The organism is Halochromatium roseum (genome assembly GCF_016653315.1).
GTDB lineage: Bacteria > Pseudomonadota > Gammaproteobacteria > Chromatiales > Chromatiaceae > Lamprobacter > Lamprobacter roseus.
The window spans coordinates 32,763-57,609 of the sequence record NZ_NHSH01000011.1; the positions used below are offsets into that span (position 1 = coordinate 32,763).

The window sequence follows — 24,847 nt, forward strand, 5'->3', positions numbered from 1 at the left end:
ACTGGTTACAATTGTGCTTGCCAAGCCTCGCCGGCGCCGCTGTGGTAGAGGCAAACCAACTCAAAATCAAGGGTTATGTCGATGCAAGCACCTGTCATTAGCACCACGCCGTTCGATGGTCAAAAGCCAGGCACCTCGGGGCTGCGCAAGAAGGTCACGACCTTCCAACAGCCGCATTACTTGGAAAATTTCGTCCAAGCCATCTTCGATACCCAAACCAAGCTCAACGGCGGCATCCTGGCGCTCGGCGGCGACGGTCGCTTCTACAACCGCGAGGCCATCCAGATCATCCTGCGCATGGCAGCGGCCAATGGCGTGGCGCGCGTCTTGGTCGGTCAGGGCGGCATCCTATCGACACCGGCGGCATCTTGCATCATCCGCAAGTACCAAACCCAGGGCGGCATCATCCTCTCGGCCAGCCATAATCCCGGCGGACCGGACGAGGATTTTGGCATCAAGTTCAACATCGATGCCGGCGGCCCTGCGCCGGAGTCGGTCACCAATGCCATCTACGAGCGCACCCGAAGCATCGATCAGTACCGAATCATCGATGCCGACCCGGTTGATCTAGATCAGGTCGGCGAGTCGAGACTCGGCGCGATGATCGTTCAGGTGATCGACCCGGTCGCCGATTACGCTGAACTCATGTCCAGCCTGTTTGACTTTGAAGCCATTCAACAACTCTTCAACTCCGGCCACTTCCGTATGCGCTTCGACGCCATGCACGCGGTCACCGGCCCTTATGCGATCGAGATCTTGGAGCATCGACTCGGCGCCGAGCCAGGCACAGTGATGAACGGCGTCCCGCTCGAAGACTTCGGCGGCGGTCATCCGGACCCGAATCTGGCCCACGCGCAGGCACTCGTCGCGCTCACGCAAGGGCCGGACGGCTTGGATTTTGGCGCCGCCTCCGATGGTGATGGCGACCGTAACATGGTGCTCGGGCGGGACTTCTTCGTCACCCCCAGCGATAGCCTCGCGGTGCTCGCCGCCAACGCCCAGATCGCGCCCGGCTACAAGCGCGGCATCGCTGGGGTCGCGCGCTCGATGCCCACTAGCCAGGCTGCGGATCGCGTTGCCGAGGCGATCGGCGTCAACTGCTTCGAGACCCCGACCGGCTGGAAATTCTTCGGCAACCTGCTCGACGCCGGCAAGATCACGCTCTGCGGCGAGGAGAGCTTCGGCACTGGCTCCGATCATGTGCGCGAGAAAGACGGCCTCTGGGCGGTGCTGTTCTGGCTCAACCTGCTCGCCGTCAAGCGCCAATCGGTCGGTGAGATCGTCCGCGATCACTGGCGCCGATTCGGACGCAACTACTACACTCGCCACGACTACGAAGGTATCGACAGCGAGGCCGCCGAGGGCCTGGTCAACCATCTGCGCATCCTGCTGCCGAGCCTGCCTGGGCAACAGCTCGGCGCGTTCAAGGTCGCCTTCGCCGATGATTTCGCCTACACCGATCCGGTCGATGGCAGCGTCGCTGAGCAGCAGGGCATCCGCATCGGCTTCGAGTGCGGCTCACGCATCGTACTGCGACTTTCTGGCACCGGCACCCAGGGCGCCACGCTTCGCGTCTATATCGAGCAATATGAGGCCGATAGCGCTGGCCATGATCGCCCTGTACAAGAGGCGCTCGCGCCACTGATCCTGATCGCCCGCGAGCTGGCTCAGATTGAGGCGCGCACCGGCCGCACTGAGCCGGACGTGATGACCTAGCGCAGATGGCGCGGCGTCACCCGAGAACGTCATCCTAGAACAGGCATCGCGTGAGATTCAGGTAAAACCAGGGGTTGTGGTGCGGCAGCAGCGGTCCCATACTCCGATTCGTCGGAGATGTCTTTTTTGCATCCCGCCATGATTAACATCAATCGCGCCTGTCGCGAGGAGCACATCGACATGAAGCTGCGTACTGCAACCCTGGCTACCGCTCTGGTCTTTGGCCTGACCCTGGTCCTCGGCGCCGGCACCGCTGTCGCTGGCGACGGCAAAAGCTGCGGCGGCAAGAAGAAGGATGGTGAAAGCGCTGCGGTGGTGATGCCAGCCCAGCCGCGCGCTTGAGCCTGTCCCACCCCGGATGCCGCTCACGGGCGTCCAGACGCTCAACGTCAGGACTAGGGCTCATCTGACTTGGTGTGGTGCCAATTCTGGCGCCCTACTTTAACCGTTCAGCGCGCTGCAACGGCAAAGCAGGTGATAAGCTCCATAGCCCTGAGGATTCAGTCCAGCATGGCCCTGCTCGGGAAACCGACAGGGCCATCTTCTTGTTTGATCACCCCTCAATGCATCAATTGCTCAAGATTGAGCCGATCGCCTAGGATGAGGCTGATCAATGCTCATCGAGCATAAAACACAGTCGTCATAGCCATTTCTGCCCGCGACACTTGTCAACGATCGGTTAAACCGATTGCCATGATCCAAACAATCCATTTTGATGCTCGCGGTTTTTACCCCATTCTGTGGACTGAGCGAGACGACAGCTCCGCTCGGACCCTTTTTCCTCGTTCCACTCAACCACGCACGGAGTATCCCTGATGCTGCAAGACCGCACCGGCCAGAAAGTCCCAAATGTCACCTTCCGTACCCGCACCGATCACGACTGGAAGGACATCACCACCGATGATCTGTTCAAAGGCAAGACCGTTGTCGTCTTCTCGCTGCCCGGCGCCTTCACCCCGACCTGCTCCTCGACTCATGTGCCGCGCTTCAACCAGCTGGCACCGGCGCTGAAGGCCGCGGGCGTCGACGACATCATCTGCATGTCGGTCAACGACGGCTTCGTCATGAACGCCTGGAAGGATGACGAAAACGCGGAAAACCTGACCTTCATCCCCGATGGTAACGGTGAGTTCACCGATGGCATGGGCCTACTGGTCGACAAGGACGACCTCGGCTTCGGCAAGCGCTCTTGGCGCTACTCGATGCTGGTCAAGGACGGCACCATCGAGAAGATGTTCATCGAGCCGGAGGAGCCGGGCGACCCCTTCCACGTCTCCGACGCCGACACCATGCTCGAGTACATCGCGCCGAACGCCGCCAAGCCGTCGGACATCACCGTCTTCACCCGTCCCGGCTGCCCATTCTGCGCCAAGGCCAAGGCTATGCTCAGCGATGCTGGCATGCAGTTTGAGGAGCTGGTACTGAACAAGGACTACACCGAAGAAACCCTGCGTGCCGTCGCCGCCGCGACCTCAGTGCCGCAGATCTTCATCAACGGCACCAAGATCGGTGGTTCTGACGACCTCGAGAAGTGGATGGCGAGCCGGTAATAGCGAGCCGATAAGGTTGCGCTCAGCGAGACTCGCTAAAGCGTAACAGGCAGCGCTCGGGACTCAAGTCAGTGCGCGCCCACGCGATCGCAAGTCATCGCCTGACCAAGGATCAATCGCTTGCAGAGGGATCTGTTCCCCACTGATCGGCCTGCCGGTTTTGCCGGCAGCCAATCAGTGGCCCCATTGCTAGCGCCGAGGGCGACGCATGGCCCTCATCGCTGCCGACCTATCTAATGGCTGCGCTCTCCGATCAACCCCCGATCCTGAGCCGCGCCTTGAGCCAGGCAGCCGGAGGATTGGCCGATCGCATGGCCGTTAGGTTCAAGATCCTCTTAGATACCAACAGACTCGGCTCGATTTGGCATGGTTTGGACTTGCTTAACGGCAGGCTAACCCGCCATCGGACTCGATCACCCTGTTTCACCTCGATCTCTAGGAGAACCCCATGGACAAGCATTTCGATCTCATCGCCATCGGCGGCGGCAGCGGCGGCCTCGCGGTGGCCGAAAAGGCCGCGGCCTATGGCAAGCGCACCGCCATCGTCGAATCCAGCCAGCTCGGCGGCACCTGCGTCAACGTCGGCTGCGTGCCGAAGAAGCTGATGTGGTATGCCTCCGAGATCGCCCAAGCGGTGCGCGACGCGCCCGAGCTGGGCGTCAACGCCGAGATCCGCTCGATCGACTGGCCGACCCTGGTCAAGGGCCGCGAGGGCATGATCGACGGCATCCGCAACTATTGGAACGGCTATGTCGACAAGCTCGGCATCACCCTGCTGCAGGGCACCGCGCGCTTCGTCGACAACAAGACCATCGAGGTCAACGGCGAGCACTACACCGCCGAACACATCGCCATCGCCACCGGCGGCCAGCCGATCGTGCCGCCGGTGCCGGGTCATGAGCTGGGCATCACCTCCGATGGCTTCTTCAAGCTCGATCAGGCGCCAAAGCGGGTCTGCGTGATCGGCGGCGGCTACATCGGCGTCGAGCTCGCCGGCATCCTCAACTCGCTCGGCTCCGAGGTCACCATCGTCGCGCTCGAGCCCAAGGTGCTCGAGACCTTCGACCCGCTGATCAGCGAGACCGTGAAGCACAACCTCGAGCACGAGGGGATCAAGCTCAACCTACCGTTCGCGGTCGGCTCGCTCGAGCAGCGCGAGGATGGCATCGCGATCATCGACCGCGACGGCAACGCGCTGACCGGCTTCGACACCGCGCTCTGGGCGGTGGGCCGCCGCGCCAACACCGCCGGACTCAACCTCGAGGCGACCGAGATCGAGCATCTCCCAAACGGGATCATCCCGACCGATGCCTATCAGAACACCAATGTCCCCGGCGTCTATGCGCTCGGCGACATCACCGGTCGCGCGCCGCTGACCCCAGTCGCCATCGCCGCCGGGCGTCGACTCGCTGATCGGCTGTTCAACAATCAGCCCGAGCGGCATCTGGACTACGAGAACATCCCGACCGTGGTGTTCGCGCATCCGCCGGTCGGCTCGGTCGGCATGACCGAGGCCAAGGCGCGCGAGACCGGCGAGCAAGTGACCATCTACCAGACCACCTTCACGCCGATGAAGTACGCGCTCAACAAGCGCGAGCCACGCACCGCGATGAAGCTGGTCTGCCTCGGCGAGAAGGAGCAGGTGGTCGGCATCCACATGGTCGGCGATGGTGTCGACGAGATGCTGCAAGGCTTCGCGGTGGCGGTGAAGATGGGCGCGACCAAGGAAGACTTCGACAATACCGTCGCCATCCATCCGGTCAGCGCCGAGGAGTTGGTGACGCTGAAGGAGCCGTATACCGGCGACTAACGAGCCTGGCGGGTCGACGCGGATCGATGCGGGTCCAAGACAAAGGCCATCCGCTGCGTCGACCGCGCCTCGCACCGCGAGGTTGGTATTCAACGAAAGGCGGTCTGTTTCATGCGCCCCATCAGGACCAGACGCGGGTCGATATAGTGGTTCCACCTGATTAGCGGACAAAAGACGCTTAGATCATCAGGATTTACAGACTCAGCCTTTAAGAAGTCGGGGCGAATGGCGATATCATGCGGAAACCGCCCCTGACGCCGGCCTCAGCACGGCGACTGCTCATGCCACGGCTCGCAGATCGACCATGAAATTCCCCTACGGCACCGCCGATTTCCACGCCATTCGCCGCGAAGGCTACTACTACGCCGATCGCACCGACCGTATCCGCACGCTGGAGGAAGCGGGCAAGCAGCTGCTGTTTCTGCGACCGCGCCGTTTCGGTAAGACCGCCTGGCTGACCACGCTGGAGAACTACTACGACCTCGCCCGGGCGGCGGAATTCGACGCGCTGTTTGGGCCGCTGGCCATCGGCCAGAACCCCACCGCGCGGCGCAACCAGTACTTCGTGCTGCGCTGGGACTTTTCCATGGTCGATGCCAGCGGCAACCTGGCCGAGATTCGCCAGGCGCTGCATGATCACCTCAATAGCCAAGCCAAAGGCTTTTTGCTGCATTACCGCACCCAGCTTGGCAGAACCGATTTCGGTTCCTCAGAGTTTGGGTTGCGTGAAGACAATGGCCTGGTCGCTCTGGCATCAGTTGTCAATGTCGCGCGTGCGAGCGGCCATGATCTCTATCTGCTGATCGACGAGTACGACAACTTCGCCAATGAGCTGATGCACGGGCGCCGAGCGGATTATGACGCCCTGGTCTCCGGCGAAGGCCTGCTCAAAACGCTCTTCAAGGCGGTCAAATCCCTGGCGTCGGGCCAAGGTATCGATCGGGTCTTCATCACCGGGGTTTCGCCGGTGGTGCTGGCGGACATCTCCAGCGGCTACAACGTCTCAGAAAACATCAGCTTGGATGCGCGCTTCGTGGATTTATGCGGCTTCAGCGAAGCCGAGATTGCGGCCGTGCTCGGCCAGCTCGCCGCCGAGCAGCAACGCGACCGGGATTGGTCAGCGCGTATGCTCGAGACCATGCGGGTCTGGTACAACGGCTACCGATTCGGCTACGAGCCCGGCCCGGGTCTCTATAATCCCACCCTGGCGCTGTACTTCTTCAAGGCCCTAGCCACCACCGGCGCACCGCCGCGCGAGATGCTCGATAGCAACCTGGCCATGGATCGCAACCGCATCGACTTCGTCGCCCGCCAGCCGCATGGGCAGGAACTCATCGGTGCCGCGCTTGATCCCGAGCATCCGCCGGTGATCGCCAGCCTGGCGCACCGCTTTGGGGTCGAAGACCTGCGTCGCGCGCCTCGGGATGCGCCTTATCTCGGCTCGCTACTGTATTTTCTCGGGGCGCTGACGCTCAGGGACCAGACCCCCTTCGGTGAACTGGTGCTGGGTATTCCAAACCTGGTCATCCGCAAGCTCTATGTCGAGAAATTCCGTGATCAGCTGTTTCCCAACTACCCCGAGCGCGAAAGCCTCACTCAGGCCGCCAAGGCCCTGTACGCGAAGGGCGAACTCGCCCCCTTGGTCGAGTTACTGCAAGCCAACCACCTGCGCGTGTTCGACAACCGCGATTACCGCTGGTCCAACGAGCTGACCGTCAAGACCGTCTTTCTCATCGCCCTGTTCGCCGACATCTTCTATGTCATGGACTCCGAGACCGCCATCGCGCGCGGCCATGCCGATCTCTCGCTGATCGTGCGCGAGGAGATGCGCCGCTTTGCGCTGCTCGATCACCTGTTCGAGTTCAAATACCTGAGCCTTCAGGAACTCGGCGAGACCGCGGAGACCCTGCGCGCGCAGTCGCGCGAGGCGCTCATGGCCCAGCCCAAGGTCGCCGCCTGCCTGGATGCGGCCGAGGCCCAGCTGGCCCGCCACCGCCAAGGTCTGGAGCAGGCCTATGGCAAGCGCCTGCGTCTGCACACCCATGCCGTGGTCGCGCTTGGGTTTGAGCGCCTGCTGTGGCGGAGCTCCCCGGCTGCGCCGGCGTGAGCTGGTGAGACGCCACTACCGTTGCAGCGCTTGCGGACGCTACTTGACCGAGGCGTGGTCGATGGAGACGCCGAGCTGGCCATAGAGCGTCGGGCCGCTGCGATCGCTGGCGGTGCCCACAGCCTGGGGTTGGCTCGCGCAGGCGGTGAGGAGCCCGATCAACAGTGTCGAGAGGATGAAGGTCAGCGTGCGATGGATCATGCTGCGAGCCTATGGCGGTAGAGAGGTCGGTTGGGCGCGGCCTCGACATGAGGTCGCGTGATGTTGCGACGTAGCAAGAAGAGGCTCGCGCAGAGACGCAGTGGCGCAAAGGAAGAAAGCGCTTGCTCGATGTTCCCAGTGCGCCTCTCTTGCCCTTCACTTCTTCACTTCTTGACTTCTTCACTTCTTCTATGCGCCTTTGCGTCTCTGCGCGAGATGTCTTTTTCTTGTATCGTCTCCGCGATATGGCACCGTCAGATTAACATGATGCGGAGGCCGCACCCGGTCGGTTCGTCTTTAAGCTGATTGGAGGCCGATCTTCAGACTGCTCGCTAGGAACATAACCCATTGAGCGATTTCTTCAACCTCTATCAGCAAGGCCTGGTCAGGGCCGCCGTCTGCGTCCCCGAGGTGCGGATCAGCAACCCGCCCGCCAATGCCGAGGCGACCATCGCCCTCGCCCGTCGCGCCCACGAGGCCGGCGCGCTCATCGCCCTGTTTCCGGAGCTTGGGCTCACCGCCTACAGCAACGACGACCTCTTCCATCAGCACACCCTGCTCGATGCCGCCCTTGCGGCACTTGCTCAGGTGGTCGAGGCCAGCCGCGCGCTGCGACCGCTGATCGCGGTTGGGCTGCCGCTGCGCATCGATGGGCGCCTGTTCAATTGCGCGGTCGCCATCCATGCAGGCCGCATCCTTGGGGTGACGCCGAAGTCCTATCTACCGAGCTATCGCGAGTTCTACGAGAAGCGCCAGTTTGCCGCCGCCGATACCCTGCTCAGGCCTGAGACCGAACTGCTCGACCAACTCGTCCCAATCGGTACTGACCTGCTGTTCGAGGCCAGCACCCTGCCCGGCCTGGTTCTCCACATGGAACTCTGCGAGGACCTCTGGGCACCGATCCCGCCCAGCACCTACGCCGCCATGGCCGGCGCGACGGTCCTGCTGAATCTGTCCGCGAGCAATATCACCATCGGCAAGGCACGCTACCGCAATGACCTCTGCGCCGCGCAATCCGGCAAATGCATCGCCGCCTATCTCTACTCGGCCGCGGGTCCTGGCGAGTCGACCACCGATCTGGCCTGGGACGGCCATGCCCTGATCTTCGAGCAGGATCGGCTGCTGGCCGAGTCCGCGCGCTTCCCGCATGCCGAGCAGATGATCACGGCCGACATCGATCTGGAGCGCCTGCAACAGGAGCGCCTGCGCGCGACCAGCTTCAGCGACAGTATCCGCGCCGAGCGTGAGCGCCTGCAACCGATGCGCCGGGTGCGCTTCAGCCCCGAGTTGCCAAGCGGCGATCTCGGCTTGCAGCGGTCGATCGCGCGCTTCCCCTATGTGCCGGCCGAGAGCGCCGAGCGCGACGCGCAGTGCTACGAGGCCTACAACATCCAGGTCCATGGTCTCGCCCAGCGCCTGCGCGCCACCGGAATCCAGCGCATCGTGATCGGCATCTCCGGCGGGCTGGATTCAACCCAAGCCCTGTTGGTCGCCGCGCGCACCATGGACCGGCTTGAACTGCCACGCGGCAATATCCTCGCCTACACCCTGCCCGGCTTCGCCACCAGTCAAGAGACCCGCGCCAACGCCCACGCGCTGATGCAGGCGCTCGGCACAACCGCCGAGGAGATCGACATCCGGCCGTCCTGTCGGCAGATGCTCGCCGATCTGCGCCATCCCTTCGCCGAGGGCGAGCCGGTCTATGACGTCACCTTCGAGAACGTGCAAGCTGGTGAGCGGACCTCGCACCTGTTTCGACTCGCCAACCACCACAACGCGCTGGTACTCGGCACCGGCGACCTCTCCGAGATCGCGCTTGGCTGGTCCACCTACGGCGTCGGCGACCAGATGTCGCATTACAACGTCAATGCGTCGGTGCCCAAGACCCTGATCCAGTACCTGATCCGCTGGGTCATCGCTAGCGACCAGTTCGACGCCCACACCAACGCCTTGCTGCAAGCGATCCTCGACACCGAGATCTCGCCCGAGCTGGTGCCGGCCGATGCCAAGATGGCAAGCGCTGATGCGCATGCGGCAACGGCCGATGCGCATGCGGCAACCGGGATATCCACAGCCAGCGGCCTACAGAGCACCGAGGCCAAGATCGGCCCCTACGAACTGCAGGATTTCAACACCTATTGGATCAGCCGCTACGGCCTGCGCCCGAGCAAGGTCGCCTTTCTCGCCTGGCATGCCTGGCACGACAAGACCCAAGGCCAGTGGCCCGAGAACCTGCCCGAGGCAGGCCGCCACCAATACGACCTCGCCGAGATCAAGCACTGGCTTGAAGTGTTTCTGTTCCGCTTCTTCCAGACCAGTCAATTCAAGCGCAGCTGCATGCCGAACGGCCCCAAGGTCGGCTCCGGTGGTTCGCTCTCGCCGCGGGGCGACTGGCGGGCGCCTAGCGATGCCGAAGCAAGGATCTGGCTTCAGGAGCTACGCGAGAACGTACCTGATCTTTGATCCGTAAGCATGGGAGGTCATCAGCATGGAAGGTCATTGGGGATCACCCCGTCTCGATGATTCGTTCTTATGCTTATGCTTATGCTTATGAGTAGGCAGTCCATCCCGTGGCACCAACCCAGGCCCTAAGGATCCTGAGCTGCCCTGACGAGTCAGCCAGTCGCGTTCTTGAGCTTCTTCCGCCGCCGGACCGCCCCTGACGTCTGCGCCTCCAGCGCCGGGGGTTCTTCGGCGGAGGAAGCGATCAGCCGCTCGCTGTTCAGGGTCCCATTCTGGATGCGCAGGCGCTTCTCCTGGCGAACGCGGAGGCCATAACCGGCCGCTGCGCCACCGGCGGTGGCGATCGTGAGCAGCCCAAGCGTCAGGAACTGGGCGAACATCATCGCCACGCCGACCCCGACCACGCCACCCACCGCAACCCCGGTGCGCAGCTTGGCGCCACCCGAATCCTTGCTCTTGCGCGCCACCAGCTTGGCCTTCTCGCGCTCGGCCTGCATGCGCAGCTTCTCGCGCTCGCGGGTGTGCCGCTTATGCTGCTGCGCGAGCGTCTGCTCGCGCACGCTACCAACCACGGAATCAAACCAAAGCGCAACCAGAAAGCCAAGCAATGCCGCCAGCCCCGCAAAGAGATAGACCGTCTGCTCGAGATCAGTCATCAGTGCCGTATAGGTCAGCAATGCCGTGGCTGACTGCAGCAGCAGGATGCCGATCATGAATCGAAATAAACCGCTCAGTCGTCCGCCCAAGATCATACCTCCTCAAAAAATCGCAGCCGCCGACGCAAGGCTCAGGCCGGGCTCACCGATCAGCCAAATCCAGGTTCCCGAAGGCGGTGGCTCAGCCCCCTTATCGAGGCGCTGATTGGGAAACATGCCCTGCACGCGGCGTCCAATCGCCGACAGGCTCTCCGGACGACCACGCAGCTCGCCGGGGATGGGTCGATCATAAGCGTCGATTAGTGAGACCATGTACTCAGGCCCAAGCTTGTGGAGATCGACGATCAGCAACGGCACCTGCTCTGACATCGGGATCAACGCCGGTCGCAGGCTGGAGACCAGGAACGGGCCGCTCGAATACTCAAGCCTGTCCGCCAACTCGACATGACCAAACACCCGCAGTTGCCGAGCCAACGCCACCTGCATCTGCAGCGAGAGCCCAGGCCGCGCGCGCTCCGCCAGCGAGGCACCGGATGATCCCGCGTCGGAAGCTTGTTCAGCCTCTGACCCCGCATCAGAAGACAGCCCAGCATCGAACTGACTATCGAGCAAAGGATCGACCTGGATCAAGAAGCCATGCTGCCCGCGCGCCGCGCCCGACTCAGCAGGGTTTCCAAGCACATAGGTCTCAATCACGCGCAGCAGCTCATCGTAGGCCGCTGCTTCGGCACCCGGCTGAGGCCCAACCGGACCACCGAGGACAAAGGTATAGAGATCATAGCCGGGGCGGGCATCCGCATAGAGCTGCGCCAGGCTGTTGGCGCGCTCGGTCTCGACGCCGCTCGATGAGGGAAGATAGGCCATTGCGTAGAGCACGCCCTTATCGAATCGATCCTTATCGAGCATATCCTGATCAAATAGGTAGCCTGAGTTCGGCAAGATCGGCGGCTCGCCTGATCCTCGCTGGCCCTCAGGGGCGCCCGTCTCGAAGGTCACTGAGGCGGTCGTTCCGCCCGTCGAGCCGGCGCCCAGTCGGCCCGCAGGGACAGTCGCTCCGTTCTCCGAGACAGTCGCGCGGTCAGCGCGCATCGCGCCCGGCGCCTTGAGCGCATTGCTGCCCTCATCGCGCAAGTCACCAGTGGCACAGGCCGCCAGCAGCGCGATGCTGATCAGCACAGGGCTCAGGAGCGTTGCACGCATCGATGTCTCATCACGGAGGTAACGGAGGTTTATCAGGACTCTAATAGAGGTGATCAGGCTGGAAGGTGATCAGGCTGGAATCAGTGAACGGCCAGCAGACGCCCATCATAGCTGATCCGCGCCACCGGGATCAGCGCCAACTCAGGATGCCCAACTCAGGATGCCCGTTGCGAAAGCAACCCTCGAGCCTTAAATCACCGACACAACGGCAGCCACGACGCTCTTGACCCATCGACGATCTTGACCCATCGGCAAATCGAACGAGCGACCTCAGGCATGATGAACAAACCCTTCTCTCCTTCCAGCGAAGAGAACAAGCAGCCGATCCTTGAGGTCATCGCACCCAGGTTGGCATCAGCAAGCTCGGTCCTCGAGATTGGCAGCGGCACCGGTCAGCACGGCGTCCACTTCGCCACTGCCTTGCCGCAGTTGCGCTGGCAATGCACCGATGTGGCCTATCACTTGCCCGGAATCAGGCTGTGGATCGAGGAGGCAGGACTGCCAAACCTACCTACCCCGCTAGAACTCGACGTCGATGCCGACTGGATCGACGCGTTCAGCGGCACTGACTATGACGCGATTTACAGCGCCAATACCGCGCACATCATGTCACTGGCACAGGTTGAGCGGATGTTTACCGGCGTTGGCGCACTGCTGCCGCGCCAAGGCCTATTCATACTCTACGGCCCCTTCAGCCTCGATGGCCAGCACAATAGCGAGAGCAATGCCTACTTCGACCGCTCACTGCGCCTGCGCGACCCCCTCAGCGGTGTACGCGACCGCCGCGACCTCGAGCACTTTGCCGCTGCCGCCGGTCTTTCACTGGAGGCCGATATCGCCATGCCAGTCAACAATCGTACCTTGGTCTGGCGCCGGAGCTAGAGCATCGACGGAGCTAGAGCATCGACTCTGAGCTAGACATCGACGCATCGACGACCAAGGGGCCAAGGGGCCAAGGGGCGGGGCGGCTGAGCGACCAACCGTCAGTTGATCGAACAGGCCGCATTGGAAACGATCCGATCCCGGGACGCTCAGGTTCCGGGTCGACTGTTCGAGGTTGGTGCGTTTGAGGTCGGCTTGAGTTGAGTTCGACTCAAGTTCGACACAGGTAGATCGTCAATCCAGATCGTCAATCAAGGCTTGGCTCAAACGCTTGCCGGGCCGACTGACGATCTGACGATCGCCGTGCGGATCACTGGACCGCTCATTGAGGTCATTTGACCTCAATCTTCTGCCGCTTGGTCTGCTCTAACTTCGGCAGATGGACCTCAAGGATGCCGTTCTTGAAGCTGGCCTCAATGGCCTCGGTATCGAGCCCTGTCGGCAACCGCATGGTCCGACTAAAGGCCCCGTGGACGATCTCGGAGCGGTAGACATGGTCACCGTCCCGCGTCTCCTCATGGTGACGCTCACCATGGATGGTCAGTAGATCACCCGCCAGATCAAGCTGGAGCGCCTCCTTGTCGATACCCGGCACCTCCGCGCGGATGAGCAGCTCATCGTCTCGATCGATCATGTCCACACGCGGGACACGAATATCAAGATCCGGCTGGAATGGCGCCCAATCCGGCCACAGACTCCGAAACGGCTGCAGCACACCGCGGTGCATCATGCGATCAAACAGATGATCCATCTCCTCGAACCAACGGTTCTCCCGTGCTTGCAGTGCTTGGGCCTCTTGTCGCTCTTCTCTCTTCAGTGCTTTCTCTTTCGTGTTCATGGTCAGCCTCCTTCTTTGCCGCGCCCTTGCTGCTTCCTTACCTCACTCCTACCCTTTGCGATCCCGACTCATCAGACTCCTTTTCCCCTTCCTTCATTCTAAACATAGACCAGAAAAGACCAGGTCGCAAGGTCGGAAAAGATCAGGAAAACCCTGATTGCACAGTAGGATGCACAATGACGCGCTGCCTTAACGAGGGACCACGACGCCAGAACTGACGCAGCCCGGCAAGGGACACCCGCCAGCAGCGGCCATCGCAGAGATCCAGCTCAATCGCGGCCAGCCGCCGCCCCCGCAGCGCGTTGATCGCCGCCTGTAAACGGGCCTCCAAGCGCGCCACCGCGGTCAACCAAGCGTCGACATCGGCATCCAGCAAGCCGTCCGCCATGTCATCCGCGACCAGCAAGGTGCCCGGCTGATCGGCGGGCGCCGCGGCCGGCAAGACCTCGAGCCCGGCGGCCGCCGCCAAGCCCCGCGCCAACGCCTGATCGGCACAGAGTCGCGACCAGGCTTGCGGCCCCCCAGAGTCCATCGCCAGTGGCTGCCAGCGTCCAGCGCCCGAGATCCAGAGCGCGTTCACCGCCGGTTGCCCACGCTGCTGCCGCGCCGCATTCACCGGTGACTGAAACAGCAACATCTGCAGCTCGCTCATCAGCGCCGCCCAGCGTCGCGCATCCGGGCCAGTCGGCAAGAAGCCATCGATGTGGCGGCCGATCACCCTCTCCAGCGGATGGGTCTCCAGCCGCGGCGGTTCAGGCAGTTGCAGATACCAACGCGAGGCCACCGGCGCCAGCAGCCGCAAGCCATCCTCGGCAAGATGCGCGTTGACCTCCGCCACCAGCGCATCGGCCTCGGCCTGGCTGATCCCCAGATGACGGGCGTCGAACAACCGCAGCTGATCGCGATCCGCGCGCAGATGCACCGGATCGGCCTGCAGCACCACACCCTGCCGATCCCAGCGCGGATCATCCACGGCACGCGCATAGGGCGCGCTCGAGGCCGCACCGAAGAGCTGCAGCAGATGCTGGGTCGGGCTGGCTGGCTCGGACTGGCTGTGGCTCTGGTTCTGGTTCTGGCTTTGGTTCCGGGCTTGGGCTGAGGCCCGTGGATCAGGATCGGACTGAGACGTGCGCTGAAGCCGACCACGCTTGAGCACCAGATCCAACGCAGGTGTTGCCAACGCCTGCTCGGGCAATAACGGGACGGGCCCAAACAGACCTGGCGCAAGCACCCTCAACCCGGGATCAACTTGCCTCGCATGCTCGGTCATCGCTGGACCTCAGTCAGGCTGGATGGATAGCAACCGCAAGGATCTGTGTCTCTCTGTGCCGGAAAGCGCCTAACGCCTTGTAACGCCTTGGGCAAACCTCACACTTGGGCAAACCTCATAACTCGCGCGTCGCCAGGAAGCGGATCTCCGGCCAACGCTCTTGAGTCAGATCCAGATTGACCCGCGTCGGCGCCAGATACACCAGCTGATCATCGCCATCCAAGGCCAGGTTCTCGTAGGCCTTCTCTTGGAAGCGCGCCAGCATCTTCGGGTCATCGCACTCGACCCAGCGAGCGGTATTGACGCTGATCGCCTCAACCACCGCCTCGACCCCGTATTCACCCTTGAGCCGATAGGCGGCGACCTCGAACTGCAGCACACCGACGGCGCCGAGGATGATGTCGTTGTTCTTCAGCGGTCGAAAGACCTGGGTCGCACCCTCCTCGCATAGCTGCAGCACGCCCTTCTGCAGCGCCTTGGTCTTCAGTGGGTCTTTGAGCACCACGCGCCGGAACAGCTCCGGGGCAAAATAGGGCACGCCCTCGTACTTGAGATCCTCGCCCTCGCTGAAGGTATCGCCGATCTGGATGGTGCCATGGTTGTGCAGACCGATGATGTCACCCGGCCAGGCCTCCTCGACCTGCCGCCGCTCATCGGCCTGGAAGGTGATGGCATTGGCGACCTGCACCGACTTACCGATGCGCACATGGCGCATCTTCATGCCTTTCTTGTAGCTGCCCGAGCAGACGCGCAGGAAGGCGACGCGGTCGCGATGCGCCGGGTCCATGTTGGCCTGGATCTTAAAGACGAAGCCGGTAAATTTCGGCTCGCTTGGCGCAACCAGCCGCTCACGCGTTGGACGTGGCAACGGTGCTGGGGCGTACTCGACAAAGGCATCAAGCAGCTCCTTGACGCCAAAGTTGTTGATCGCCGAGCCGAAGAACACCGGCGTCTGCTTGCCAGCCAGATAGTCATCCAGATCCAGCGGATGGCTCGCGCCTTGCACCAGCTCCAGCTCCTCGCGCAGCTCATCAGCTTGATCGCCGAGCAGATCATTCATACGCGGGTTATCGAGCCCGTCGATCACCTCGCCGGTCTGGATCTTGCCGCCATGGGTGGCACTGAACAGATGGGTGCGATCATGGCGCAGGTCGTAGACCCCCTTGAAGCGCTTGCCCATGCCGATCGGCCAGGTCACCGGCGCGCATTGGATCTGCAGCACCTGCTCGATCTCGTCCAAGACCTCGATCGCATCGCGCCCCTCGCGATCGAGCTTGTTGACGAAGGTGAGGATCGGGGTGCTGCGCAGCCGGCAGACGTCCATCAGCTTGATGGTCCGTTCCTCAACGCCCTTGGCGACATCGATCACCATCAGCGCCGAGTCGACCGCGGTCAGGGTGCGATAGGTGTCCTCGGAGAAGTCGCCATGGCCCGGGGTATCGAGCAGGTTGACGATCGACTCATGATACGGAAACTGCATCACCGAGGAGGTCACCGAGATGCCACGCTGCTTCTCGAGTTCCATCCAATCGGAGGTCGCATGGCGCGCCGCCTTGCGGCCCTTGACGGTGCCGGCGAGCTGAATGGCGCCGCCGAACAGCAGCAGTTTCTCGGTCAGGGTGGTCTTACCGGCATCGGGATGCGAGATGATCGCAAAGGTACGCCGGCGGTGGAGCTGTTCTTCCAGCTGGGACATGATCTCTAGCTGCCTGGGTTGGCGCGTCGCAAAACCGGTTAGTGTAACCGAGGCTTGGCTCCGGCAGCATCAGAACCTGACGATTTCAAAGCCCGCCGGCTCCGCCCTGCCCCTTACTTGAACCGGTGCCCGGATCACCGCCCTCGCTGCCATCCCGATCACTGCACGTGCTAGTGTATGAATTGGCCCTCAAGATGTGCGAATCCATGCCACTCAGCCTACCCATTAGCCTGCCCATTAGCCTGCCCATTAGCCTGCCCATTAGCCTGCCGATTAGCCTGCCCATTAGCCTACCGGCCTTCGATCCGTTCACCGAGCTAGCGCTGCTACTGGTCCTCGCGGCGGCAGCCGGCGCGCTCGCGGTGCGACTGCGCCAGCCGGTCTTGATCGCCTACATCATCGTCGGTATCGCGGTTGGGCCGGCTGGGTTCGAGCTGGTGAAATCGCACGATCAGGTCAGCGTGCTGGCACAGATCGGCGTCTCGGTGCTGCTGTTCGTCGTTGGGCTCAAGCTCGATCTGACGCGCGTGCGCGACATCGGTAAGGTGGCGCTGGCGACCGGCCTGGGCCAGCTCGCCTTCACCATCGTCTTTGGCTTCGTGCTCATCCTGGCGCTCGGTAAAGGCGTGGTCGAGGCGCTCTATATCGCCGTCGCCCTGACCTTCTCGAGCACCATCATCATCGTCAAGCTGCTCTCCGACAAGGGGGAGCTGGATGCCTTGCACGGGCGCATCGCGATCGGCTTCCTGATCGTGCAGGACATCGCCGTGGTGGTTGCGATGATGGCGATGAGCGCGCTCGGCGCCGGTGGCGACGCACCGGTCTGGGAGATCGCCGTCTCGCTCGCCGCCCGCATCCTCGGCGCGGCGCTGCTGATGTTCCTGCTCATGCGTTATCTGATCCCGCCGCTGCTGCGCAGCATGGCGCGCTCGCAGGAGCTGCTGCTGATCTTCGCCATCGCCTGGGGCACCGGGCTGGCGGCGCTCGGCGAATGGGTCGGCTTCTCCAAGGAGGCCGGTGCCTTCCTGGCCGGATTCTCGCTCGCCTCCACCGTCTACCGCGAGGCGATCAGCGCACGCCTGAGCGGTATCCGTGATTTCCTCTTGCTCTTCTTCTTCGTCGACCTGGGCGCCGAGCTCGATTTCTCAACCCTGGGTGCCGAGATCTTGCCGGCCATCCTGCTCTCGCTCTTCGTGCTCATCGGCAATCCGTTGATCGTCATGACCATCATGGGCGTGATGGGCTACCGCAAGCGCACCGGTTTCCTGGCCGGCCTGACGGTGGCGCAGATCAGCGAGTTCTCGATCGTCTTCATCGCCATGGGCATTGGACTCGGCCACATCGGCGTCCAGGCGCTTGGGGTGACCACCCTGGTCGGCATCGTCACCATCACCCTGTCGACCTATATGATCCTGTATTCGCAGCCGTTGTATCGGTTGCTGGCGCCGCTGCTCGGCGTCTTCGAGCGGCGCACGCCCTTCCGCGAGATCGCCGCCGAGGCGCAGGTTTCAGCGGATCTGCGCCCACAGGTGTTGGTCCTTGGCCTCGGCCGCTATGGGCTGCGCTTGGCGAAGCGTTTGAGCGCTGCGGACATGCGCGTGCTCGGGGTTGATTGTGACCCTGATCTGGTGCGCCATCTCACGCAAGACGAACTCCCGGTCTGCTTTGGCGACGGCCATGACCCCGCCTTTCTCGACACCTTGCCGCTGGATGGCTTGCAATGGGTGATCAGCACCCTGCCGGATATCGACTCGAATCGGATGCTGCTGCAGGCCTTGGCGGAGCGCCGCTTCAACGGCGAGATCGCCGTGGTCGCACGCGACGAGGCCCGCGGCGCCCAGCTCTGGCGTGCCGGTGCGCCGATCATCCTCTACCCGTTCCGCGATGCGGTGGATTTCGCCGCTGATAACATCATCGACATCCAGCGCAAACGCACCGCTGAAGGCCGCTAGGCGGCGACCGGGCTGACGAAACCCTCAGGCTTCACCGCCAACACCGCGCAGTCGATCCGTTGGAGCACCGCCTCCGCGGTATTGCCGATCAAGAGTCCGGAAACCCCCGTACGCCCCAGCGTCCCCAGCACCAGGATGTCGGCATCGATGCGCGTCGCCAGCGCGGGCAGCTCTTCGCGCGGAGAACCCTTAGGCAGATGCCGCACGGGATTGAGCCACTGCATGGTCTCGGTCCCAGCTCGCACCTCCAGATCCGCGAGCGCCCGTTCCAGGGCCTGGCTATGGCGGCGACGCTCGGCCTCGATGTAGGCATCGATCTTGGTCTCGGCGGGTGTGGCGATCATGCCTCCACGCAAGATCGGCTCGCCGAGCGCGGTCCAAACGTGCGCGACGTGCAGTTCGGCAAACTCCGAGGTCGCCAGCGCGGCCGCGAAATCCAGGATGGTCGCATTCAGCGCCTGCTGCTGCGCTTGTTCCTTGTTAGGCCCAAGCGGCGCCACATCGACCGCCGCTAACACGCGGCGGTAATTCAACGCGTCCTGCGGACGTCCCAGCCAGAGCGGGCAGGGACATTTGCGCAGTAGATGCAGATCCTCACTGCCGAACAGCGCGGCCATCGGCGGCTTGTAACCAACGCACTTCATCACCAGGTCATGGTTGTGTCGCAACACCTCCCAAATTACCTCGCGAAAGAGCTTCCCGGTCAGCACCTTGGTCTCGATCGCGACCGTTTCTCGCAGCGGCTCGACCAGCGCGTTTAGGCAACGCTCACTCTCAGCAAGGCTCGCCGCTTGCAGATCATCGGTGGTGAGATCCAGACCCTCCAATGGTGTTCCAGCCGGCAGCGACTCGATCACTGATACCACCTTGAGCCGGGCCTGATTGCCACGCGCTAACGCGACGGCACGCTCCAGACCGCAAGGTTGCTCGGCCTCCTGATCCAAGACATAGAGGATATTGGTAAAGTGCTTCATCACTGATCCGCGCCTCGGTAAAGGATGCGTGTCTTGGCTAACAGTCGCTTCGCCAAGTCTCTCGGTCCAGCCTCAAGCAATCCAGCCCCAAGATAAACGATAAACGGGACTCAAGCAGGCGTGCGCCATCTGCTGTTCATCCTGTTGACAACATCTTGTTGACAACATTCTAGCCTCGAAGGGCATAGTGAACCTTCATTGAACCCCATCGTTGACATTGATGCACTGGAATCAAGAAGCCATCACAGTACTGCACGAAGAGCGCCTCGAGGCCGTCATCGACGCCGTGCGAGCAAGCGGCGCCCGTCGTCTGCTCGACCTTGGCTGTGGCGAGGGGGAACTGCTCGTGCGACTCGCGCAGGAGCCGAGACTTGAGCACATCCTAGGGCTCGACCTGGATGCCCGCTGTCTTGAGCAGGCGCGGCTGCGGCTCGATTCGATCAGCACCGAGTCACCCAGGACGCGAGGCAGCGAACGCCAAGGTCACAGGATCGAGCTGCGGCACGGCTCGCTGACCGAGCCCGACGCGGGCCTCCTCGGCTTCGACTGCGTCCTCCTGATCGAGACCATCGAGCACATCGACCCCCGGGATCTCGCCCAAGTGGAGCAAGCAATCTTTGCCCGGATGCGCCCGCAAACGGTGATCATCACCACCCCGAATGCCGAGTACAACCCACTACTTGAGGTGCCACCGAACCGCTTTCGCCATCCCGACCATCGTTTCGAATGGGACCGCCCGCGGTTCCAGCACTGGACGCGCGGTGTTGCACAACGGCATGGCTATGGGCTGCGCCACCGGGACATCGGTGGCGTGCATCCGGCTTGTGGCGGTGCTAGCCAGATGGCGCTGTTTCGGCGTCAGCCTCTCTAGCATCACACCGCTGAAAGCCACCCCATCCTTGCCCTGCCATCATCACCAATCGTTTGCGTCCGCGCAGCGGATACAACAAGATCCATTGGAGAATAGCCATTAGAGCGACATACAGTCGACTTGGCTCACGATGTCAGCGCTCTCTCTCCAAGAGCGCATTGGGGACATCCCGATTGCTCGAGTCCGACTTCGGTTCGACCGTCGAGCGACGCGCAATATATTCCAGCGGTACACCAGATGCAGAGAACTTCTGAGAAATACGGTCCCAGAACTCGGTTAATACACGAGCACGAGCAATATAGGTCACATCCGTATACCAACGCACTTCGTATTTTGTCAACACTATCTCGCCGGCCACTTCCGTACCCACGGCCAATATCTGCTTTTGCATATCCTGCCGAATCAACTGACACTCATCCACAGCGGCAGTAATCAAGAGTAGCACCTTGCGAACATCATAGGCTGGCGACACATAGACATGAGTAAAGTCGCGTAGTGGCATCTGATGCGTGTAATTGATGATCGCAGACTCCGCGACTCGGCTGTTGGGCATCGTAATGTTATAGTTCATTACGTTAGCAATTCGCGTCGTTCGCCATGAGACACTCTCAACTCGACCAAACTCAGTCTCACCGAGTTTGATGTCATTACTAATCTGAATAATGTCACCAATGCGGAATGGGCGCTCAACAAACAACGTAATCCCGCCAATCAGATTAGACAAGGTCTCTTTCGCGGCAATTGCAATCGCGAATCCACCAATACCAAGACCTGCCAAAATGACGCCGATATTGAAGCCAAGACTACTCAGTACCAGCATAAAGGCAAGAACCAACACCAGAATGCGAAAGGCAGCAAAGCCAAAGGAGAGTGCAAACAACGTGTGCGTACTTTCAGGCGCACCCGACATCTCCAAATCACGAACCTTGCGGTCGACGAGACGCTTGACCCCAGCAATCAATAGCCAGGCGAACCCGATGATCACTAGGATCTCTACAACCACCTTTAACAGGGCGCGGAGCCGCGCCTGAGTGCGCTGCTCATGCTCAACCCCAAGCTCACCTTCAAGAAAATAGGCCTTTTCGAGCTGGGTACTGGGACGCTGACTCTCAGCCAGCGCAGCCAATTCCTCATCCGTATGTCCCAAGAGCCGCTTGACCTGGCGCTGTAATGCTAAATCCAACGCACTAATCTCACCTTCTCGCTCCTGATACAGCGCGATTTCGCGCACAAGCGTATCCACTTGCCTCTGCTCAAACAGTGCAATCCATTGCTGCAAGGCCAGCATTTGCGCATGATGCGATAGCAGCTGATTGCTCGCTTCTTCGACAAACTCAGCCCGATCCTGCTCCAAGATAGCGGGCGCAAGCTCTAGCTGTTGGCCGGTGCGTTCAGCATAATCAGCCAATAACTTTTCCGCCTCATCGGGCTGAAACTGCGCGCGTAACCGCACCCAGGCACCCTCTTGCTCCCGTTCTAATGCCTTCAACTGAGCCCGTAGCATGGGCAGATAGTCGCTAACGGTTTGCTGATCATCTCGCACCAGCTGGAGTAAATAGGCCACCTTCTCTTGCTCAGTAGCCAACAAGGCTTGCTTAGATTCCACCATCACCAGCTCCTGGTAATGGCTACGCATCAGCTCTGTCAACTCTTCTGCTCGCTCCGATGGCAGAAAGCCCAGCGCTGATTCCAAGAAACCGCTCCCCGCACGCATGCGATTCTCAGCCTGCTGTTCAAGTCTTTGGCGCTCGCCCTCAGTCAACTGCTCTTGATCTGTTGTGCGCTCATCCTCAAGGCGCTGAATATCGGCCAAGAGATCAAGCCTTTGTCCAACGAGCGACTGCAGCGTCTCGGCCAGCTCATCTCGCTCGGTCTGAGCTGGGTCCTCTGCTGCCAAACGGGAAAGGCGAAGACGAACATGAGACCGACGATTGATGAGCTCCTTCAGCTCTGCCTCCAATGCCTCGATAGGCGCCTTGGCAAGCGCACCGATCAACCCCTCAGGCGCTTGCTCCGGAGCTAAATCGCCACGCCCGAGCTGTTTCTTGAGCTCAACGGCCGTGGCATATTGTTGCAGCGAAAGTCGATGAATCTCAGACAGAGCATCAATAAACTCCGCTTGTGCTTTTTCGAGTGCATTAAGCACTTCGATGAGCTGCGTGCGGTCTTCTTGGCGCGCCTGCCCGTTCTGCTGTCGCGTGGAGAGGAGGTTTTGGAACGCCTTAAGGCCGGCAACGTCAGCCGATAACCCCCCGCTGCCAGGCTGCTGAACATCGACTACCTCTTGCTCTGTTACCTGCTTCTGTTCCGATTCCTCGGAATCCGCCTTGGTCTCATCTGCCGCTGCCGATGCTTCAGCGTTGGGCTGAACCGTCGCCAATGGTGCACCAGATGTTGCTGGCGACTCCAAGCCCGAGAGGTCGTAGAGCGTCTCTTGGATTCTCTGTTTTTCCTGCTGCACAGAGGCATCTGACATCTTGACTAAGGGGTCCGTGAACGTATCAATCGTCTTGCGCAGCGCTGCCGCTTGCTCCGACAATTCACCGATCACCTGCCGCTGCTCGTCGAGCGTTTGGCGTTGCGCCACCAAGGTTTCAGCATCACTGACAAAACGAGCGATCAAGCCTTCACCGTCGAGCTCGGTCAGCTCTTGTTGCCATTCCTGCGCCTGTCTTGCCGATGCCAATGTTTGCTCTAAATCTGCAAGACGTTGGTTTGCCTTGACATGCGCTAACCGAATCTCCTCCAACCGTGTTTCCAATGCAGCCGACTGCTCAGTAACGCCTTGGCTAATTGCATCGATCTCCTGCACACTCTCTTGTATTGATGCGTTATATTGTGCAATGCGATCTAGATCAACGTCTTTCCCAAGTGCCGCGCCTCTTGTCCCAAGCAGTTCAGCCAAGAGACGCATCTTTTTAAGATGCTCCTGCAAGATGCCTGTTTCCGCTTTGACAACCTCAGTCAGCTCGGCAATCTCGGCCAGTCTTTCTTCATAGCCGTTCAGCTCGACAAGCCGAGACTCGTAACCTGTAATCAATGCCTTCAAGGCATCAATAGACTCTTGCGTCTCAGAAGCCGATAATCCGCTGTCGAGTGAGGCCATTGCATCACTGGGTAGAGGCTCAAGCGCCTCCTCAATTCCATCCAGTTGCGCGAGCCCCCTTTGCAGACCAAGCAGCGAGAGTCGCACTCCACCTTGCAAGGAGATCCGCTCGTTCTCTAGCTCGGCGAGCTCTTGGCTCACAGCCTGATCAGTCTTATCGCGATACGCTTCTTCAAAACGTTGCGCTTCACTGAGCTGTTCTTGTTGTTCGCGCATCGCTGTCAGCGCCGTTTCCGCCTCGGCAACAGATTGCTGGATACGCTCAAGATGGGTCTGGAGGATCTGTAATTGCTCGCGATTCGCCTTCTGAGACGCAACGAGACGCTCACGCAGTGCTTCGAGTCGTTGTGACTGCTGACTGAGCAGGCTTTCTGTTAAGAATGGCGGGACTTCCTCCTTGAAGGTTCCATCCGCGACTCGTAGATCGATCTCTAGCACGATGACGTGGAGTCTTCGCAACGCAAGAGAGAACGCCTCTGCGGCTTGTTGAGTCACCTCATTTTGCGCCATGACCTGCTCAAGGATCTCGATCTGTCGACTGATATCCTTAACTTGGTTCTGATAACCCTCAAGCTGCTGCTCAGCGTCGGCGATGCTAAGCTGTTCTTGGATTTGCGGGCCTTGTACAGCCATTGCCAATCCTGTGGCTCCTGGGGCCTCCGTATCGGACGCTACCGCATCTTCCAGGATAACGACCGGTTGCTGTTCAATCGATTGCAGATAGATTTTGTTAGCTTGCTCAGCCTGTCGATATAAAGTCCTCAGCTGTTGTAATAGCCGCCGCTTGGCATTAAAGCGGTTTTCCTCTTGACGGTAGATTTCCGTAGCTTGTTTTAATAGCTCTTCATTGCTGAGCTCATGATATCCTGACTCAAGGCTAGCAACTTGTAATGGCAAAGAGAATATTTTTTGCGTTGTTTGAGCTGATTGCGTTGTTTGAGCTGACTCGCTTGGTTCGCTTGACTCGCCCAACTCACCTGATACACCTGATTCGTCTGATTCGTCTGATTCGTCTGATTCGTCTGATTCGCTTGGTTTGCCTGATCCGCCTGACCCGTCTGATTCGCTCGACTCGCCTGATTCGCCTGATTTACTCGTCGAATCCAACTCATCAGTCGAATTCACCTCCCCACCTGAACGCCCCTGAAAGAACCCTTTAATATCCTCAATCGCTGATACATCGATATATGGACTAACATCAAGATCATTTTCACGCTGGAACTGCCGAATTGTTCTGATGGTCTGCGCACCCAGCAGTCCATCAACTGAGTCAATAATATAGCCATCATCCAAGAGTAGTTGCTGAACGACTCGAATCTCTTCTCTGGTAGGTTCCTCCTGTGCCATGACACTCGTCTGGATGCTAAAAAACAGAAACATCAGACAAGCCATCTTGAAGGAGCGCAGACCAATACTGATGCCGCCTAATACTACTTTGTTAGATTAATTCCGAGCCCCTAGCTCAACCAGTATCATTCGCGCTATCAGGATCGTTTCCTTTGTAATATCGCTCAATATCTTTACGTCGTTTTTGATGCCGGATGTCCATCTGTGC

General features: G+C 60.7%; 17 protein-coding genes. 9 read left to right on the forward strand and 8 right to left on the reverse strand.

The features are described from left to right. Nucleotides 1-81: 81 nt before the first annotated feature. The 5 genes from CCR96_RS01770 (at nucleotide 82) to CCR96_RS01790 (ending at nucleotide 7,183) form a co-directional block, all read left to right on the forward strand. Entirely contained in the window at nucleotides 82-1,716 is a 1,635-nt protein-coding gene (locus tag CCR96_RS01770) for an alpha-D-glucose phosphate-specific phosphoglucomutase (RefSeq protein WP_201215536.1), read from the forward strand. A 138-nt stretch (nucleotides 1,717-1,854) separates the two neighbouring features. Next, nucleotides 1,855-2,058, forward strand: a complete 204-nt coding sequence (locus CCR96_RS01775) for a hypothetical protein (RefSeq protein ID WP_207191826.1) — start codon at nucleotides 1,855-1,857, stop codon at nucleotides 2,056-2,058. Between the two features lie 473 nt (nucleotides 2,059-2,531). Continuing rightward, complete coding sequence (locus tag CCR96_RS01780; RefSeq protein ID WP_201215541.1) at nucleotides 2,532-3,266, forward strand: glutathione peroxidase; 735 nt, start codon at nucleotides 2,532-2,534, stop codon at nucleotides 3,264-3,266. A gap of 448 nt (nucleotides 3,267-3,714) precedes the next feature. Then, nucleotides 3,715-5,076, forward strand: a complete 1,362-nt coding sequence (gene gorA, locus CCR96_RS01785; protein WP_201215543.1) for a glutathione-disulfide reductase — start codon at nucleotides 3,715-3,717, stop codon at nucleotides 5,074-5,076. 304 nt (nucleotides 5,077-5,380) lie between these two features. Next, nucleotides 5,381-7,183, forward strand: coding sequence for an AAA family ATPase (locus tag CCR96_RS01790; protein ID WP_201215545.1), 1,803 nt, complete (start codon nucleotides 5,381-5,383; stop codon nucleotides 7,181-7,183). Between the two features lie 39 nt (nucleotides 7,184-7,222). Here CCR96_RS01790 and CCR96_RS01795 read toward each other — a convergent pair whose 3' ends face one another. Continuing rightward, nucleotides 7,223-7,384 (reverse strand): hypothetical protein, encoded by a 162-nt coding sequence (locus CCR96_RS01795; RefSeq protein ID WP_201215548.1) that lies wholly within the window; start codon nucleotides 7,382-7,384, stop codon nucleotides 7,223-7,225. Nucleotides 7,385-7,732: 348 nt separating this feature from the next. Here CCR96_RS01795 and CCR96_RS01800 point away from each other — a divergent pair, with 348 nt between their 5' ends. After that, on the forward strand, nucleotides 7,733-9,847 hold the full coding sequence (locus CCR96_RS01800; RefSeq protein WP_201215557.1) for an NAD(+) synthase: 2,115 nt from the start codon (nucleotides 7,733-7,735) through the stop codon (nucleotides 9,845-9,847). Between the two features lie 152 nt (nucleotides 9,848-9,999). Here the strand turns inward: CCR96_RS01800 and CCR96_RS01805 are convergent, their stop codons facing one another. Further along, entirely contained in the window at nucleotides 10,000-10,599 is a 600-nt protein-coding gene (locus CCR96_RS01805) for a hypothetical protein (RefSeq protein WP_242518330.1), read from the reverse strand. 6 nt (nucleotides 10,600-10,605) lie between these two features. Continuing rightward, nucleotides 10,606-11,703 carry a hypothetical protein gene (locus tag CCR96_RS01810; protein WP_201215563.1) on the reverse strand — a complete coding sequence of 366 codons (1,098 nt, stop codon included), beginning with the start codon at nucleotides 11,701-11,703 and terminating at the stop codon, nucleotides 10,606-10,608. A 279-nt stretch (nucleotides 11,704-11,982) separates the two neighbouring features. Between CCR96_RS01810 and CCR96_RS01815 the strand changes: the two genes are divergently transcribed. Further along, entirely contained in the window at nucleotides 11,983-12,585 is a 603-nt protein-coding gene (locus CCR96_RS01815) for a DUF938 domain-containing protein (protein WP_201215595.1), read from the forward strand. A 331-nt stretch (nucleotides 12,586-12,916) separates the two neighbouring features. On the opposite strand, the gene CCR96_RS01820 is transcribed toward CCR96_RS01815, so the two are convergent. The 3 genes from CCR96_RS01820 to CCR96_RS01830 form a co-directional block, all read right to left on the reverse strand. After that, nucleotides 12,917-13,423, reverse strand: a complete 507-nt coding sequence (locus CCR96_RS01820; protein ID WP_242518332.1) for an Hsp20/alpha crystallin family protein — start codon at nucleotides 13,421-13,423, stop codon at nucleotides 12,917-12,919. Between the two features lie 142 nt (nucleotides 13,424-13,565). Then, the gene (locus CCR96_RS01825) at nucleotides 13,566-14,693 is read right to left on the reverse strand and encodes a hypothetical protein (protein ID WP_201215565.1); all 1,128 of its coding nucleotides are present in this window, start codon (nucleotides 14,691-14,693) and stop codon (nucleotides 13,566-13,568) included. Nucleotides 14,694-14,808: 115 nt separating this feature from the next. Next, nucleotides 14,809-16,389 (reverse strand): peptide chain release factor 3, encoded by a 1,581-nt coding sequence (locus CCR96_RS01830; RefSeq protein WP_201215574.1) that lies wholly within the window; start codon nucleotides 16,387-16,389, stop codon nucleotides 14,809-14,811. A gap of 206 nt (nucleotides 16,390-16,595) precedes the next feature. On the opposite strand from CCR96_RS01830, the gene CCR96_RS01835 reads away from it, so the two are divergent. Continuing rightward, nucleotides 16,596-18,341 (forward strand): cation:proton antiporter, encoded by a 1,746-nt coding sequence (locus tag CCR96_RS01835; RefSeq protein ID WP_201215577.1) that lies wholly within the window; start codon nucleotides 16,596-16,598, stop codon nucleotides 18,339-18,341. On the opposite strand, the gene CCR96_RS01840 is transcribed toward CCR96_RS01835, so the two are convergent. Continuing rightward, entirely contained in the window at nucleotides 18,338-19,315 is a 978-nt protein-coding gene (locus CCR96_RS01840) for a universal stress protein (RefSeq protein ID WP_201215579.1), read from the reverse strand. The two genes, CCR96_RS01835 and CCR96_RS01840, sit on opposite strands and share 4 nt — an antisense overlap. Nucleotides 19,316-19,535: 220 nt before the next feature. Between CCR96_RS01840 and CCR96_RS01845 the strand changes: the two genes are divergently transcribed. Next, entirely contained in the window at nucleotides 19,536-20,186 is a 651-nt protein-coding gene (locus CCR96_RS01845; RefSeq protein ID WP_201215581.1) for a methyltransferase domain-containing protein, read from the forward strand. A gap of 133 nt (nucleotides 20,187-20,319) precedes the next feature. Here the strand turns inward: CCR96_RS01845 and CCR96_RS01850 are convergent, their stop codons facing one another. Next, nucleotides 20,320-24,672, reverse strand: coding sequence for a mechanosensitive ion channel domain-containing protein (locus CCR96_RS01850; protein WP_201215590.1), 4,353 nt, complete (start codon nucleotides 24,670-24,672; stop codon nucleotides 20,320-20,322). Between the last annotated feature and the right edge of the window lie 175 nt (nucleotides 24,673-24,847).